The organism is Ulvibacterium sp., from assembly GCF_028285715.1.
In the GTDB taxonomy this organism is placed as follows: domain Bacteria; phylum Bacteroidota; class Bacteroidia; order Flavobacteriales; family Flavobacteriaceae; genus Ulvibacterium.
This window is the reverse complement of record NZ_JANQOO010000014.1, coordinates 1-16,751: the sequence shown is the minus strand read 5'-3', so window position 1 is coordinate 16,751 and position 16,751 is coordinate 1. Positions and strand designations below refer to the sequence as shown.

Here is a 16,751-nt window from a genome sequence, read left to right as displayed (position 1 = left end):
TTATAAACTTATATCAAGACCCAATGTAAAGAACCTTGGCACGGGTTCTCTACCATTCGCTACCAGTTCACCATCATTATTTCTGCTTGCTCCATTAATATTGGAACCTTGGGGATCGTAGAAGTCCCAGTCCGGTGCCCAGACCGCAACGTTACGGATGTTGCCATAAATGCGGACACTATTTATCCTAAGCTTTGACAATAAAGCTTTTGGGAGTCTGTATGCCAAGGTAATATTGCTCAATCGAATAAAGGAACTGTTTCGGTAAATATTGAAGGCAGCACTACCATCATTGGAAAATAGACGAGCATAGTCATTTAAGGGGTTTTCCGGAGTCCAGTATGGGGTTACCGGAGAATTTACCCGATCCACAAAACCGTTTCTATTCTTAGCCTCATTAAAAACTCGTTTTTGGCCTAGATTGGAATACAATTCGAAGGCAAAATCAATATTCTTGAAAAACGTGAATCTATTCGTCATACCCCAAATGTACTGGGGAGCACGGTTCCCCACGAAAACCTTATCATCATCGTTCAAAATTCCGTTATTATCCACATCCCGGAGTTTAAAGTCACCGGGTTCTACACCAAAAGCGGCCGCTTCATCGGCTTCATCCAATTGCCATACCCCTAGTTCCTCAAAATCCCAAATAATATCCACCGGCTGACCAATAAATCTTCTATTGACAATATCATCTAATTCATTGCCATTTTCGTCCAGATCTCCATAAAGTGCGTTGATCTTGTTTCTGTTCATGGAAAAGTTAAAGTTGGTGTTCCATGTAAAGTTCTCCCTATTAAAGTTTTGGGTGGATATCACAAATTCCAGTCCTTGGTTCTGCACTTCCCCCAAATTGGTGAACACATTTTGAAATCCGGTAACATTGGGCAATTCGCGTTCAACGATTAAATCCGTGGTAATATTTCGGTAGGCATCGATAGATCCCTCAACAACACCTCCTGCAAAACTAAAATCCAATCCTAAATTAACCGCCTTGGTTCTTTCCCAGCGTAGATCAGGATTTTGTAGGGTGGTATTATCAAGGGTGGCTACGGGTATTACCCCGGAATCGCCTACATTGAGATAATTGCCGGCCGCCAATTGGGATAGCTGGGCATATGCGCCTAATCCACGTTCGGCCTCAAAGGACCTAAAACCACCAGGATTAGGGCTTGTATTGATTCGTCTTCCGCTACCAAAACCCCGGTTCCCGTTTTCACCATAGGAGGCCCTTAGTTTTAAAAAGGTGATAAGCTCAGACTTGAAGAAATCTTCTTCAGAAATGGTCCATGCCCCCGCAATAGAGGGGAAAAATCCCCGTTGATTGGCAGCGCCAAAGGCCGAATAACCATCCCTACGCATGGTTAAACTCAAATTGTACTTGGCATCATAATTATAGTTGAGACGGGTCATAATTGCATCGCCCGTGGTCTCCTCATCATCCGAGAATACGCCCTGAATAAGCCCCGCTTGTAAGGCACCAAAACCAAGGGCGTCATTGGGCTCAAAGGTGTTGGAATTGGCTATGGTAGTAAAAGTTTGGTATTTTTCCGCATAGAAAAGGGCGGTGAGACCGAAGATGTGTTTCCCTAGGGTCTTATCCCAACGGATAATATTATCCAATTGGTACTCGGTTTGTTTGCGATTCCACCGTTGAGAGCGGCCCACCTGATTGTTAGGATTCAATGATGAGGCATGCACGAAGTATTCCTCTATATCCAAACGATTGGTATAGCCCAGTTCGTAGGAGAATCCCAAGGGCAATTGTACCTTGGCATATATCCGCGAATTGAAGGAATGTTCCAAATCTACCCAATCATCATAAGTAGGTCTTAAAAATGCACTTTGGGCACCTGCCCCGGGGTCATCCTGTGGGCTAATCCTCAAAAACTCCCCGGAATCGTCGAACTCGGAGCCCCAAGGGGAGGAAGCAAAAACCTGGTTTTGGTCTGCTGGCAAAAAACCTTCGTCCCTCTTGGCAAATTGGGTATTCATCCCTACGGTTAACCAGTCGTTGATTTTAGCATCCAGGTTTAAACGGGACCGCAAGGTCTCAAACTTTTCACCGGCAATAATACCCTCATTAGACATACGACCTATGGACCAATAATAGTTCAATCCTCCATTACTTCCGGAAATACTTACGTTTTGCTCGTTTCTAAAACCAGTTTGCATAATCCTATCATACCAGTTGATACTGTTCCCGGCCAAGTAATTATTGACCTCTACGTTTTGAAAGCCTATTCTTGTCAGCCAAACTGTTGTCGGATCGCCTTGTGCACCCGTATAACCTAACCATTGATCTAATGTGACCCCGGCCGGCAAGTTATTGGGGTTATCAAATATTCCGGGATTATCTGAGGCTAACTGGCCACGGCTACTTTTAAAGACGTCCACCCTCCAATTGGCATAGCCTTCGGGACTATATGGCCTAACGGGATTTGCCTCTCGGGTTATCCCCACACTGGTGTTAATATTAATTACCGGCTTATCGCTAGTTCCCCTTTTGGTGGTTACCAGTATAACACCGCTCGCTCCTCGTGCCCCATAAACCGCAGCGGAACTGGCATCCTTTAATACATCCAATTTGTCAATATCGGCCGGGTTGATATCGGAAAGATCTCCTGTATATAAAATACCATCTACAACGATCAGAGGACTACTCCCGGCAGCCAAACTGTTGTTACCCCGTATTTGGATTTCACTATTTCCCTTTGGATCGGCGGAAAATCCTATGTTTAGGCCCGCAACGTTACCGCGTAAGATATCGGTTACCGTATTGACAGATTGATTGGCAACTTGGGTAGCATCCAGCTGCGCTACCGCACCTGTCAAATCTTTCTTCCTTACGGCTCCATACCCGACCACAACAACTTCGTCCAAGGTGGAGGCCGTGGCTACCATGGCAACATTAATTGTTGAGCTGCCACCTACAGGTATCTCCTGGGCTTCAAAACCAATGTAAGTAAATACCAAGGTAACATTGGCGTTGGAGACCTCTATGGAATAATTTCCATCAAAATCCGCCGACACACCATTAGTAGTACCTTTTTCAACCACTGCCGCACCGGGCAAAGGGATTCCCGCATCATCCACTACTGTTCCAGTAACCGTAAAAACGTCCTGACTATAGGAAAATATAGTGAACATCCCGGCAAAAAGGCATAGGACCCATACCTTTTTTGAAACTTTTGCTTTTTCAAATAAGTGTTTCATAAAATCGGTCATTTAAGTTTAGATTGTTGAATTGTTAAACAAATCTAAACAAAAATCGGAGTAATGCAATCGATTGCGTAAAAATTTATGAAACAAATGGTTATTTTAACGCAACAAATATTAATACAACATTTATAACTGCTCAAAAAGGGATTAAAAACAAGTTTTTATCGGCTTTTTTTCTAGATTCCATATTTGTTGCGTATTATTGTTGCAGAAAGTATTGCCATTATGGGTAAAAAAATTACGATTTACGACTTGGCAAAAAAGCTCAACGTCTCTCCTGCAACGGTGAGTAGAAGTTTGAACGATCATCCTTCCATAAGCAAAAAAACAAAGGACAGAATTATTGCTACGGCCAAATCCTTGGGTTATCGTACCAACAAATTCGCCGCGAACCTAAGCCAACAAAAATCCAACACTATTGGCGTGATTGTACCAAAATTAAATTCCAATTTCATGTCTACGGTTTTAGCGGGTATCGAAAAAGTGGCAAACGATGTAGGCTATAACTTGATAATTAGTCAATCCCTGGAATCGGCCGAAAAAGAAGTGCTGAATGCCAAAACCTTATATGACAGTGGGGTAGATGCCCTCATGATTTCTTTGGCTTACGGAACGGAAAACTTTGATCATCTTACTACATTTATAGACCGAAAAATACCTTTGTTGTTTTTTGATAGGGTGTTTGATTTGCCGAATTGCCCTACCATTTTGATAGATAACGAAGCTGCGGGCTACGAGGCCACGGAACATTTAATACATCAAGGTTGCACCAATATCCTACATATTGCAGGGGGTTTAAAGAGAAATGTATATCGCGAGAGATTTAGGGGCTATAAAAGGGCTTTGGAGAGGCACGGCATCATCTTTAAAGAGGACAATCTAGTGGAAGTGGACTTGGATTTGAACAAAGTACCGGAAGTGATAACCCATATTAAGGAATCCCTTCCAAAAATTGATGGGCTCTTCGTAGCCAATGATAAATTTGCGGTTCACTGTATCAAAGAACTCAAAAAAGAAGGGTATCGTGTTCCCGAGGATATAAAAGTCATGGGATTTAATAATGATCCGGTGTCCGAGGTCATTAGTCCCAATCTTAGCACCATAGACTATCCCGGCTATAAAATGGGTGTTTTGGCCGGGCAAAGTGTCATTGGGCACCTAAATGGCGCCATAAACCTACAATCCGCGAACCAAATTACACTGAGACATACCTTAATCATTCGGGAATCTACCCAAAACTAATCGGCTTATTATGAAAAAAGTAACATCAATTATTCTTCTATCCATTTTTTGTTGGATTGCCAACGCACAAGACATTAAAGAGTTTGAACCTAATGAGGAATGGTTGGCCCAAATAGAAAAAATTGCACCGATCGCGCCCACGGTAAAAAATGTAGATAAGAAGAAAATCCTTGTCTTCTCTAAAGCCACTGGGTTCTACCACTGGACCATTCCGCATAATGTTGAAATGTTAAAAATTCTTGCCAAAAAAAGCAAAGTATTTGAGATCCATGTAGGTTACGATATTCAAAAATTTGAAAAGGAAAGTCTCAAGAACTATGATGCCGTCATTTTTAACAATTGCAACCCTAGCGGTCCGGATAGAGATCTTTTTGCCGATCTGCTCCGTCAAAACAGCTCATTGTCAGATGCCGAGATCAAGAACAAGGCCCCTGAATATGAAACAAATATGATGGACTATGTCAAAAAGGGCGGTGGACTAATGATACTTCATGGTGCCATTACCGTACAAAACAATTCAGCTGAATTTAGCAAAATGACGGGAGGTAGTTTTGATTACCATCCCAAACAACAGGAAATGCACTTGAAGGAGGTAGATGCAAACCATCCTTTGGTCCAGGCATTCAAGGGTAAGGGGTTTACCCATATAGACGAACCTTATTTTTTTAAGAATGCTTATTTCGACTATAATTTTAGACCATTGCTGTATATCGAAGTGGATCAATTGGAAGGTTTAAAAAAAGTGGTAAGCCACGATGTCAATTATGTTTCCTGGATCAAAAGATATGGTAAGGGGCGGGTATTCTATACTTCTCCCTCCCATAATGCACAGAGTTTGGAAAATCCGGAATTGTTGCAATACCTTTTGGACGGTCTCCAGTATGTTGTGGGGGATTTGAAGTGTGATGATTCCCCAATGGCAAAACCAAATTGAAAATTAACGTCAATACCTATACCCGATGTAATTTATACGGATACACCCCACCTGCATTCCATTGGCACACATACAGATTTTTATCCCGGTCTACACAGACATCATGACAATGCTTAAAGACAGGTTGATCTTGAAGCATCAATTGTAACTTGCCGTTTTCATAGATAGGTTCTGTACCGCCTGGATTGGAGACTACCCTATTCTCCTTATCCAAAATTGTAACGAATCCCTTATTCATTTGCATATTGTAGTTGCCTTTCTCCATCCCGAAACAAACGCCGGAATAAATATTCTCGCCATCCAGAACCGGACGGCTTACGAAAAGGCCCGGCATATAAAACGTCTCCAGGTATTCCCCTTCCAGGGAAAAACGTTTAAAGGAATTCTTTATCCTGGCGGAACAAATTAAGGTAGGATTGGCGGAGTCCCTAGTGTCCAACGCCACACCATGGGCCTGTTTGAACTTGGATTCCTGTAAAAAACTATCACCCCCGAATTTTCGAATAAACCTACCCTTCACATCATATTGCAAGATGAATTGCGAGCCATAGCCATCGGCTATATAAATATCACCATCAGGACCTATGGCCGTTTCCGTAGGCCTAAAAGCCAATTGCTCATCATACGCTCCAACCTTTGAAGGATGGTCCAGTTCCATGGTAATTTTTCCATCGAGCGAACTTTTGATGACCCTACCCAATCCAGGATCTGTAATATATAGGAACTCTTCTCCCCCTTGGTCATGTAGGGTAAGACCATGTGCTCCGGGCAAACCTAATGTCCAATGGTCCAAAAGTCTTCCCGAGGTGTCGTATACCAAAATGTTGTTCTTGGGATGGTCCGTGAGCATAAAAAGCCTTCCCTTACGATCCATTACCATTTCATGGCAATTATTCACAGGATATTTTTCGGGATTTAAATCCCCCCATTCCCTTTCCAAGCGATAGGTAAAATCTCCATGGCCAAGTACCGTCTTTTCTAGTTTAGCCCTGGCGGGCATAATGTAGAAAGGAACCGATGAAGCGGCCAAGGTAGCACCACTGGCGCTTAGTGTTTTTCCCAAAAACTTTCTTCTCTCCAAAAATCTCTTTATTATGCCAAAATATCCTTGACCACGTGCCCGTGAACATCGGTTAAGCGATATCTTCTTCCTTGATGTTTAAAGGTAAGCCTTTCATGATCTATACCCAAGAGATGCATCAAGGTAGCCTGAAAATCATGAACATGCACCCCGTTCTGTACCACGTTGTAGCTAAACTCGTCCGTTTGTCCGTAAACCATGCCCGGTTTTACCCCAGCACCGGCCATCCACATCGTAAAACAACCTGGATGGTGATCTCTACCATAGTTGTCTGCCGTTAATCTTCCCTGAGAAAAACTGGTCCGGCCAAATTCGCCTCCCCAAATCACTAGGGTGTCTTCCAAAAGTCCTCTTTGCTTTAAATCGGTAATGAGTCCCGCGGTGGCCTGGTCCGTGCTTAAAGCCTGTCTTTTGATTCCCCTTGGGAGTCCGCCATGTTGGTCCCAACCCATATGGTACAATTGGATGAATTTAACGTCCTTTTCGGCCAAGCGCCTTGCCTGAAGACAATTGGCCGCATAGGTACCCGGTATCTTTGCATCCTCGCCATACAATTCATAAATGTGGTCCGGTTCCTTGGAAGTATCCACGGCATCCGGGACCGAACTTTGCATACGGTAGGCCATTTCGTATTGATTGATCTTTGATTGAATTTCGGGATCTTTCCAAATATCGTACTGATGGTTGTTCAATTCGGAAATATAATCGAGCGCCCTTCTACGGTCATGGTCATGAACTCCATGTGGATTGTTCAAATATAGAACTGGATTCTTGCCCGATCGAAACTGCACCCCTTGGTGATGCGATGGAAGAAAACCATTACCCCAAGCTGCAGAGCTCAAAGGTTGGGCACCTCCACCCTTTGAGAGCATCACCACAAAATTGGGTAAGTCCTTGTTGTCACTTCCCAACCCGTAGCTCAACCAAGAGCCAATAGAGGGCCTACCGCTCAATTGTGATCCTGTCTGTACGAACATCACGGCAGGCTCATGATTAATGGCTTCCGTATACATGGACTTAATAACACAAAGGTCATCTACAACTTTCGCGGTATACGGAAACAGTTCACTGACCCAGGTACCGGATTGCCCATATTGCTTAAAGTCATAAATTGACTGTACCAAGGGAAATGTGGACTGGGATGTTACCATTCCGGAGTTTCGTTGAGTACCCCGAACAGAATCTGGAATTTCCTGTCCATGCCATTTGGCCAATCCCGGTTTGTAGTCAAAGGTTTCGATTTGAGAGGGTCCTCCACTCTGAAACAAATAAATAATCCGTTTAGCCTTGGCAGGGAAATGGGTCCCATTCAATGCCCCACCAATACCGGTCAATGTAGCAGCTTTTTTAGCATCCAATAAATTATTGGCAAACGCGTTTGTAGGCCCCAACAAACTGGAAAGTGCTATGGAACCAAAACCTAATGAGGCCTTTTTCAGGAAACCTCTTCGGGTATCCTCAAATTTTTGCTTTTCCTGAAACTCGTTCATAACTACACGATTTATCTTAAAGTATACCCTTCCGAAGTATTCATGATTCCATTGATGACCGTGGCCAAGGCCGCCACTTGAATTGGGTCAGAAGTACTTTTTATTTTTGTTTCGCCTATACCCAAGTAGGCTGCGGCATCTTCCTTCTTGACCAGAAAACGTTCCAGTTCATCATTGTAAAACTTCTTTAATAGATTTATCTCCACTGATTCCGGAGTTCGTCCGGTACTAAGTTGAAAGGCTTGCTTTAGTTGTTCTTCGATATTATTCCTGGTTTGCTCAATGATGTTTTCAGCCAATACATAGGAGGCTTCAACAAACTGGGGGTCGTTCAACAACACCAATGCCTGCAAGGGAGTGCTTGTCTGCCTCCTGCTCACGGTACATACACTGCGGTCCCCCACATCAAAAATCTGCATGGAAGGTGGGGCCGATGTGCGCTTCCAAATGGTATAAAGGCTTCTTCGATAGAGCCCTTCCCCGGGTTCTTGTTTGTATCGGTAACGCCAAGGTTTATTACTGATTTCGTCCCATAAGCCCTCCGGCTGATAGGGATATACACTAGGTCCCCCTACTTTTGGGGAAAGCAATCCACTTATGGCCAAGGCATTATCCCGAACCATTTCAGCGGTCATTCGCCGGCTAGGGCCACGGGCCAACAAAACATTGTCGGTATCTATTTCCAGTAGTTCTGGTCTTACTTCGGAGCTTTGTTGATAGGCAGCCGACATAACCATTAATTTGTGCATCCTTTTGATGTCCCAACCGGATTCCATAAACTCAACGGCCAACCAATCCAACAGTTGGGGATGCGAAGGAAGGTTTCCTTGATTTCCAAAATCATCGGCTGTGGCTACCAGACCATGACCAAAATGCATCTGCCATAATCGATTTACAAAAACTCTTGAGGTCAGGGGATTATTTTTGTCGAACAACCACTGGGAAAGCCCCAACCTATTCCTTGGCAAATTCTCGTTAAAGGGCATAATGATTTCGGGTACGTCGGGGACTACCTCTTCCGTGGGTGCATCGTACATACCACGGTCAAGCACATAAGTGGGGCGAGGTTCCGCAAGGTCACCAAGGACCATAATCTCCCTAATGGGTTCCAACTCTTGGATCCTTTCCTTTCGTAACGTCTGCAACCTCAAACGTTTCTTTTCGGTTTTTTGGTCTATACTGGTATAAAAGAAGTCCTTTAGTAAGTTTTTATCCTTGTCCCTGTCCACCATTTTTAGGGCTTCAACCGGATCAAAATCATACATAACCTCCAAGGGCGATAATTCCCTATCATAGATTTTAAGGTTGTCAATCCCGCCGTCCTTAAAGGTTTTAAACTTATCACGAATGCCCATTGTAAAACCATAAAAAGGATAATTATGGACATTTTTTCGAAATAAGATGGATTTATAGAGGTTATCGATTTCAACTGCAAGAGGAGTTTTTTGGCCATTCACATAGATATGTACACCGTTCGCCCTGGCCAACCCATCATAGGAAACCGTGATGTGGCTCCATTCCTTTTCGGGAATAGGATTCTTGGTCTTTACTTGTATGGCATTGCTGGGCCATGATCGAGCAATGATGAATTTTAGGTGATTGTCCTCCAAATGCATGGAATACCCTTTTAATCCCAATCGGGTTTCCTCGCAGTGGGTAAAGAGAGAGGCTTCCTCATAAAGTGTATCCGGAAAAGCGCTAATAGATACCGTAAAGGGATCGGATTGATCAAACCAACCTATTTTCTCGGGCAGGGTAATGGCGGTATAATCGTTAAAAAACACTGCTTTTCCACTTACTCCCTTTTTAAGTTCGGGCTCCTTAACAGAGGCCATCTTCCCATTGCTATTTCCGCTCTTCGTAGACAATGTTTTTGCATCCTTTGGAAAAAAATTATCGAAATTCAGTTTGGCCACTAGACCTTTTCTGAGTCCTTTTTGCAAGTTATCCTTAAGATTTTTCCTAAGATTGGCGATCTGTGTTTCCTTCAGCTTTTCACGCTGTACGGAGACCAGGTCCTTTTTAGCCACATTTATATGGGTATCAATATATTCCAATACCTTTTCCTGCTCCTTATTGGTCAACAAAAGGGATGGCCCCGGAACCTGACCTGGGCCATAGACCGCGGTACCCAACTCGTTAGTGCTATTAAAAAATGCAAATAGCTCATAATGCTCCTTCTGACTGATAGGGTCGTATTTATGATCGTGACAACGGGCGCATTCTACGCTCAGGCCTAAAAATGCCTTGCCCACGGTTAGGGTCCGATCGGCCACATATTCTACCCGATACTCTTCGAAAACAATACCGGCCTCAGAGTTTCTTTTATGCAATCTATTAAAGGCCGTAGCCAGTTTACTTTCTTGGGTCGGATTTTCAATAAGGTCTCCTGCCAGTTGCCAAGTGGTAAACTGTTCGTAGGACATGTTCTCGTTAAAAGCCTTGATGACCCAATCGCGATACGGGCTAAAGTCCCGATGCTTATCATCCAAATATCCATCACTATCCGCATACCTGGCCACATCCATCCATTCCGTGGCCATACGTTCCCCATAAGCCGGAGAGGCTAAAAGACGATCTACCACCTTTTCATAAGCTTGGTCCGTAGTATCGTTTACAAAATCCTGTATCTGTTGTAAAGTTGGTGGAAGGCCGATTAGATCAAAATTCAGTCTCCGAATCAGACTTTCCTTGGTCGCTTTTTCCGATGGTCTCAGCTTTTCCCTTTCCAATCTGTTCCCAATGAAAAAATCAATCTCATTATTGGCCCAATCCTTTTTTGAAATCATAGGCAATTCCCCTTTTTTGGGAACAATGAAGGACCAATGGGGCTTATACTCTGCACCTTGTTCTATCCATTTGACCAAAGTCGCAATTTCTTCCTCACTCAATTCTACCTTAAATTCCGGGGGTGGCATCTTTACCTCGGGGTCTTCGGAAAGCATGCGCCTTACAATCTCACTCTTCCCTGGTCTACCGCGCACCACAGGATGTTTACCCGAACCCTTTAATGCCTCATAGGCATTTTCAGCCAGGTCTAGCCGAAGTCCGGCTTTTTGATTGGCCATATCAGGGCCATGGCAAGCAAAGCATTTGTCGGAAAGTATGGGTTTTACGTGATAGTTAAAATCAATTTGGTCCGGGAGTTCCTCATAAGCCAGTTCAATTTGATCAGGAGGGCTCCAAGTACAATTGGAAAAAATCATCACTGATAAAAACCCTAGTATTAGTTGTCTGTATGCTATCATTATGAATTGCCAGTCAATCAAATATAATTATAAAGCTATGCGAGGGTCAGGTATAAAAACAGTTTTATTAACTGTTAATAATAAATTCATACCTTTAGTAAAACGTAGGTTTGAAACATGGTAAAGGAGGAATTTAACGGTATTGTTGAAAAAATCATAGCCAGTAAATCCTTTGGTAGATCCGGTACTTACGCCAATCTTTTAAGGTATTTGGTAACCTGTTCCCTAAACAAAAATGTACCCAAGGAAACTACTATCGCTTCTGAAATTTTTGGGAAAACCGATTTCGATCCCTCTCAAAGCACTTTGATTCGGGTATATGTGTATAATCTACGGAAAAAACTCAAGGCGTACTATCAAAATGAAGGTGATTCCGACGAAAAACGGTTGACCATACCCAAGGGAAGCTATGCCATTGAAGTTATTGAAAGAAAGGAGGGCATTTCAAAACCGCCCCTATCCCATCTTAAAAAATGGGTTATTCCGTTGGCTACGGCCCTACTCTTATCACTTGCATTAAATCTCTATCAGGGTACTGCGGGCAATGAAAAAACCATAATCAATGAAGACGGACTTTGGGCAGATTTAATAGGGAGTAAGCTTCCCACCATGTTGGTTATGGGCGATCTTTTCGTTTATAATGAAAGGGATACGATACTGCAGTTGACAAGAACCATACGCGATCCCGGCATAAACTCCCTACAGGAATTCGAAGTGTTCAAGTCGATCAATACAAAGACGGATACGGAAATTGAACCGTTGACGTACACCCACCTTATATTAGGTAGTGCCCAATGGATAAAAAAGCTTTCAGAGGTTTTTTACGCAATTGACAAAGATTTTATCATCCGCACCATGTCTAGATTTAATCCAAAACAACTGCAGGACTATGATCTTATTGTTGTTGGTATGCAAAAAACCTTGGGCGTCTTTAAGTCCTTTTACAAAGATTCCGCTTTTGACTATGATGTCGAAAGTGACGCATTCTTATATACTTCCAATGAAAATGACAAAATCCTTACTTACAAACCAAAAGGGAACGCGGATTCCTACCATACGGATTACAGCCTCTTGACCAAAGTTCCGGGACCAAATGGCAATACCATTTATCTTTTTTCAGGAATTTGGGATACGGGTGCCACACAGAGCCTCAAAAATTTTACCGAAGCAAAATTATTGCAAGGATTGGAAGCCGCACTTCAATCCAAATTTGGTTATTTGCCCGAGTACTATGAAGTCTTTTTTGAGGTCAATGGAATAGATAGAATGGAACTTAGTAGTAAAATACTGTATATGCACAAGTTAAATTACGCATCCGAACCTTAACGATTTCAAGAATAAAACGTAATATTGATTTTCTAAATCTGTAATGTTTTGAGAGTTATAAAAATAGTATTCTGTTGTATAGTGCTAGTGCTTGTATTTGCTTGTAAAACCGAAAAAAAAGCGGAGACAAGCGTATCCGAAGAGACGTCGAAAAGTAAACCGATTGTTGTTCCAAGCCCTGAAGAAAAACAGGGAATGGAGCTTCTTGAGAAGTGTCTTAAAGCCCATGGAGGAATCGATACCTGGAAATCCTTCGTAGGACTGGAGTACAACCTCAATGATAATGGAAAAGAAGTCTATCAACTTACCCATTTGAAGGACAGAAGGGCCTATCTTAAGTCAAAGAAATATGAGGTCGGTTTTGATGGAAAAGTCGCCTGGGCGGTGCCTGATGCAAGCGAGGTATCCGGAAAATCGGCCGCTTTTTATTATAATCTGGATTTTTATTTCATAGGCCTACCTTTTCTTTTAAAAGATCCTGGGGTAAACATCAGTTATGCTGGAAAAACGGTAATAAATGACAGGACATTCGAATCCCTAAAAGTCACATTTGGTTCTGAAGTGGGTCTTACCCCAGAGGATGTATACTATCTCTATATTGATCCTGAAACCAATCTCATGGAAATCCTTACGTATTCCGTTTCCTATTTTGATAAGGAGAATTCCAAAGTAAGCAGTGCTAAGGTCTATTCCGATTATAGAAGGATACAAGGACTGATGATGCCGCACAAAATGGAAAATTTTGAATGGAATGAGGGTGCAATAGGAAAAAGCAAGAACCACTTGCGGATTTTTAGTGCTATTCAATTTTTAAAGGGAATTCCAAATGAAGGTGTTTTTGAGGTACCGCAAAATGCAGTGATCGAAAAACTGGAAAACTGAGCTTTGTAACTTCAAGTTGTTACATCCCCTTATTTTCCAGAGTACTCCAAGAGTTCTTGCATTGTATATTCCGAACCATTCCTTGATTTTGTACTCCGAAGCTCCTTTACTTTTTCTTCCGTGAGTACCTTGGGATTGTCGGAAAAAGCGTTGGTAACATAGGAAATGATATCGGCGATATCCTTATCGGTTATGTTTTCGTTCCGGATGAGCCCAGGCATAGCCAGATTAAAATCGTAATGCTCCCCGTTTACTTCTATTGGTCCTTCCAATCCATGAAGAATAATCAGTCCTAACCTTTCGGCATTCTCAATATGTTCGGAATTCATAAGAGGAGGCGCTAAACCTTGTATGCCTTGCCCATTGATTCCATGGCAAGAGGCACAAATCTCGAAGAACATCTTGGCTCCACTCGTTCTATTATCTTCGGCCAAGGTGATTCTGGAGAAAATGGGATTCATGGTGCCTTTCGTCCGTTGCGCGATACTTTGTGCCAATAGTGATAGAAATGGTGAATGAACAAAATCAGGCGATGTATCCAAAGATTTCTTTACAAACAGTTCTTTCTCCGATAATCCGCTCAAAATGGCCTCATGAAAAATAGGTTTGTTGGGATATCTATCCAGCAAAGTCACCATTTGAGGAAAAAATCGCTCTCTGTCAACAGCCATCCAAGTACCCAATGTACTACCTATATAAAGGTCGATACCGTTATTCCCACGCTTCATCAAGTCTTTAAAAAGTGATTCCGCCTTTTTACCATTTTCCTTGGATGCAAATGCTTCCATCAAAACAATGGCATGCATGGCAACATCCGCCAAACTATTTTTGGCCACACTCACCAAAAAATCAACGGAAAGGGCATCCAATCCTTCCAAAGTGTACAATGCATGGATTTTGGTCCATGGATTTTCTTGCCCCAACGTCAAATTTTTCAAGGGCTCTATTGCTCCTGTTTCTTCTTTGAAGATCAAGTAGTGTTGGGCCCTATTACGTATCCATCCGTTGGGGTTTTGTAATAGAAATACTAGTTCTTCGGTATTTAGAGTTTCGAAATTCGGAAAGGGTTTGGCCTTGCTTGTTTCATTCTGTACCCTTAGGATACGGCCAAAATTAATAAGGGTATCCAGTTGGTTCCCTTTTACTTTCTTTTTCAAATAAGGGCTCAAATAAGCATGATGTCCTATCATACCGCGATGCATATCCACAACGTACATACTGCCGTCCGGACCGTTGTTCAAATTTACGGGGCGAAAACCTTCATCTGTCGAGGCCAAAAACTCCCGATGCTCCCAAGCTTGCGCCGCAATAGTGGAATCCCCGGTAAATTTTAAAATATTCCGTTTTATCAAGTTGCCTTCAGGAATGCAAACGAATACATTCTGTTCATACGCCTTCGGGAATGTTCCCCCTCTGTACACCAAGGGTCCGCAAGCGGCCGTGGCATGAACCAGGATACTATCATTGTTCAGAACACCTTGGGCATATCCCCTATTTACAGTGGTGGCATGAAGTGGGTAAACGCGCTGATCTTTGGTAAGCATTTGATCTACGGACACTTTGGGTGTAAAGTAAGGATTGCGTACCACACGATTCGGCAAGACATAATCTCCTAATAATTGTCTTGAATTATCATTGTAGTATAATCTTCCAAAATTATCATGACTGATTCCCCATTGCCCCCGAAAGGTAGTCGGTTCTTTCTCCCATATGCCATTTCTTCTTCGGTACCGAAAATTAGATTTGGCATTATAAATCCAGTTATCGATATTCAACAGCAGTCCATTGGGTTGGTGTTCAGGGTTTCCTTTGGAAGCATAAATCGAATCGACAAGTACCCTGTGAACGGGTTTATCATCCTCTATCTCAACAAACCATAGTTTGGGAGGTTCTGCATACAGTAGGCCGCCATAAACGTGGGCCAAGGCACGGGGCATAACCAGACTATCCAGAAATACTTTGGAATGGTCCACGACACCATCTTCATCCAAGTCCTCCAAAATCTTGATATTTCCTACCGGTTTAGTCTCATCACTGCCTTGCATATCATTCATATAACCCGGCATTTGCGCGACCCAAATCCTACCTTGGGCATCAAAATCAATGGCGACAGGGGCCTTTAGGTGTGGTTCCGAAGCGACTACCTCCAAACGAAAACCATCCTCCAGTTGGTATTCTTCCAAAAGAATTTTAGGTTCCTCGTAGGAAGTCTTACATCCAAATACCAAAAGCGTCAAAAAAAGTCGGCTTTTGATTCTCAACTCCCTTATTCTATATAATACCGTCATATCGTAAAATCATTTCACTTTTTTGGCACCGTTCATATCACCCCTTTATAGATAAAAAACCAATGGCCAATAGCCCCGCCCAAAACGAACAGGTGCCAAATAAAGTGGTTGTAGGGTATTCTTTCCCAAGCATAGAATAAAATTCCCAATGTATAAAAGGCACCCCCAATGAATAAGAGCCAAATTCCCAGTGATGTTGTGCTTTCCATAAGATTTTCAAAATCTATTACGATAAGCCAACCCATGGCCAAATAAAGCAATAATGAAACCACTTCGTACTTGCCTGTATAAAAAAGTTTAAGGACGGTTCCTAAGGCGGCAATACCCCAAACCGTACAAAAAATATACCACCCATTGCCACTTTCCAAGGTGATAATGGTCAATGGCGTGTATGTACCCGCAATAAGAAAATAAATGGCAATATGGTCCAGAATCCGTAATCGGCGTTTAAGTTTGGAATTTTGTACGGCATGGTAAAGGGAGGATACCATGAACATCGAAATTAGGGTAAGACTATAGAGAACAATTCCAAAGGTTGCATAAATCGTTTTGTTCGTGTTGCTTTTGAGAAGAAGAAAGAGCCCAAAAAGAGCCAAAATCGCGCCAAGGCCATGGGAAATGGCATTACCCCGCTCTTCCCATTTGTTAAATTTTTCTCTTGGCATTCTAAAAAAAACTTTAAAGCCTATTGGATTCCATGAACTAAATTGTAATAGTTGACCGATTCCGGAATATCCAATTTTTCTGGAACAATTATGACTTGGGAACTATAGAATATATTTTATCCCAAATCGCTGCAAGTATACAAAAAAGTGTGCTTTGCAAGTCGGATTTATTTCCCCATTAAAATATAGGGTACGACATGAGGCCCTAGTTCCCTTCTATAAAATCCATCTTCGGAAAGAAATAGTCATAAAAAAGGGCGCCCCCTCCGCATGATGCGGAGGGGGCGCCCGAGGAAGGCGGCTCCCTACTCTCCCGCCCTTTTGGGGCAGTACCATCGGCGCTGGCGGGCTTAACTTCCCTGTTCGGAATGGA

10 protein-coding genes are annotated in these 16,751 nt (G+C 42.6%); 4 read left to right on the top strand and 6 right to left on the bottom strand.

The window, feature by feature from the left end; all coding sequences use genetic code 11:
* Complete coding sequence (locus tag Q0993_RS05840) at positions 1–3,216, bottom strand: SusC/RagA family TonB-linked outer membrane protein (protein ID WP_299530668.1); 3,216 nt, start codon at positions 3,214–3,216, stop codon at positions 1–3.
* Between the two features lie 231 nt (positions 3,217–3,447).
* On the opposite strand from Q0993_RS05840, the gene Q0993_RS05835 reads away from it, so the two are divergent.
* Positions 3,448–4,464: a LacI family DNA-binding transcriptional regulator gene (locus Q0993_RS05835; RefSeq protein ID WP_299530666.1), complete on the top strand. Its 1,017-nt coding sequence runs from the start codon at positions 3,448–3,450 to the stop codon at positions 4,462–4,464.
* Between the two features lie 10 nt (positions 4,465–4,474).
* Positions 4,475–5,398, top strand: coding sequence for a ThuA domain-containing protein (locus tag Q0993_RS05830; protein WP_299530664.1), 924 nt, complete (start codon positions 4,475–4,477; stop codon positions 5,396–5,398).
* A gap of 16 nt (positions 5,399–5,414) precedes the next feature.
* Here the strand turns inward: Q0993_RS05830 and Q0993_RS05825 are convergent, their stop codons facing one another.
* The 3 genes from Q0993_RS05825 to Q0993_RS05815 are packed head-to-tail and all read right to left on the bottom strand — an operon-like array spanning position 5,415 to position 11,217.
* Entirely contained in the window at positions 5,415–6,479 is a 1,065-nt protein-coding gene (locus tag Q0993_RS05825) for a 6-bladed beta-propeller (protein WP_299530661.1), read from the bottom strand.
* Positions 6,480–6,490: 11 nt separating this feature from the next.
* Positions 6,491–7,969, bottom strand: a complete 1,479-nt coding sequence (locus tag Q0993_RS05820) for a DUF1501 domain-containing protein (RefSeq protein ID WP_299530658.1) — start codon at positions 7,967–7,969, stop codon at positions 6,491–6,493.
* An 11-nt stretch (positions 7,970–7,980) separates the two neighbouring features.
* Positions 7,981–11,217 carry a DUF1553 domain-containing protein gene (locus tag Q0993_RS05815; RefSeq protein WP_299530655.1) on the bottom strand — a complete coding sequence of 1,079 codons (3,237 nt, stop codon included), beginning with the start codon at positions 11,215–11,217 and terminating at the stop codon, positions 7,981–7,983.
* Positions 11,218–11,334: 117 nt separating this feature from the next.
* Here Q0993_RS05815 and Q0993_RS05810 point away from each other — a divergent pair, with 117 nt between their 5' ends.
* A complete protein-coding gene (locus Q0993_RS05810) occupies positions 11,335–12,543 on the top strand; it encodes a hypothetical protein (RefSeq protein WP_299530653.1) in 1,209 nt (402 codons plus the stop codon).
* A 48-nt stretch (positions 12,544–12,591) separates the two neighbouring features.
* Complete coding sequence (locus Q0993_RS05805) at positions 12,592–13,425, top strand: DUF6503 family protein (protein WP_299530650.1); 834 nt, start codon at positions 12,592–12,594, stop codon at positions 13,423–13,425.
* A 29-nt stretch (positions 13,426–13,454) separates the two neighbouring features.
* Here Q0993_RS05805 and Q0993_RS05800 read toward each other — a convergent pair whose 3' ends face one another.
* Together Q0993_RS05800 and Q0993_RS05795 are read right to left on the bottom strand one after the other, a co-directional pair.
* Entirely contained in the window at positions 13,455–15,713 is a 2,259-nt protein-coding gene (locus Q0993_RS05800) for a c-type cytochrome (RefSeq protein WP_299530648.1), read from the bottom strand.
* A gap of 32 nt (positions 15,714–15,745) precedes the next feature.
* Positions 15,746–16,378 carry a hemolysin III family protein gene (locus tag Q0993_RS05795; RefSeq protein ID WP_299530646.1) on the bottom strand — a complete coding sequence of 211 codons (633 nt, stop codon included), beginning with the start codon at positions 16,376–16,378 and terminating at the stop codon, positions 15,746–15,748.
* Between the last annotated feature and the right edge of the window lie 373 nt (positions 16,379–16,751).

Excerpts from the sequence above, each read along its gene's own strand:
- Q0993_RS05840 (WP_299530668.1), bottom strand. The coding sequence starts at position 3,216 with ATGAAACACTTATTTGAAAAAGCAAAAGTTTCAAAAAAGGTATGGGTC.
- Q0993_RS05835 (WP_299530666.1), top strand. The coding sequence starts at position 3,448 with ATGGGTAAAAAAATTACGATTTACGACTTGGCAAAAAAGCTCAACGTC.
- Q0993_RS05830 (WP_299530664.1), top strand. The coding sequence starts at position 4,475 with ATGAAAAAAGTAACATCAATTATTCTTCTATCCATTTTTTGTTGGATT.
- Q0993_RS05820 (WP_299530658.1), bottom strand. The coding sequence starts at position 7,969 with ATGAACGAGTTTCAGGAAAAGCAAAAATTTGAGGATACCCGAAGAGGT.
- Q0993_RS05815 (WP_299530655.1), bottom strand. The coding sequence starts at position 11,217 with ATGATAGCATACAGACAACTAATACTAGGGTTTTTATCAGTGATGATT.
- Q0993_RS05810 (WP_299530653.1), top strand. The coding sequence starts at position 11,335 with ATGGTAAAGGAGGAATTTAACGGTATTGTTGAAAAAATCATAGCCAGT.
- Q0993_RS05800 (WP_299530648.1), bottom strand. The coding sequence starts at position 15,713 with ATGACGGTATTATATAGAATAAGGGAGTTGAGAATCAAAAGCCGACTT.
- Q0993_RS05795 (WP_299530646.1), bottom strand. The coding sequence starts at position 16,378 with ATGCCAAGAGAAAAATTTAACAAATGGGAAGAGCGGGGTAATGCCATT.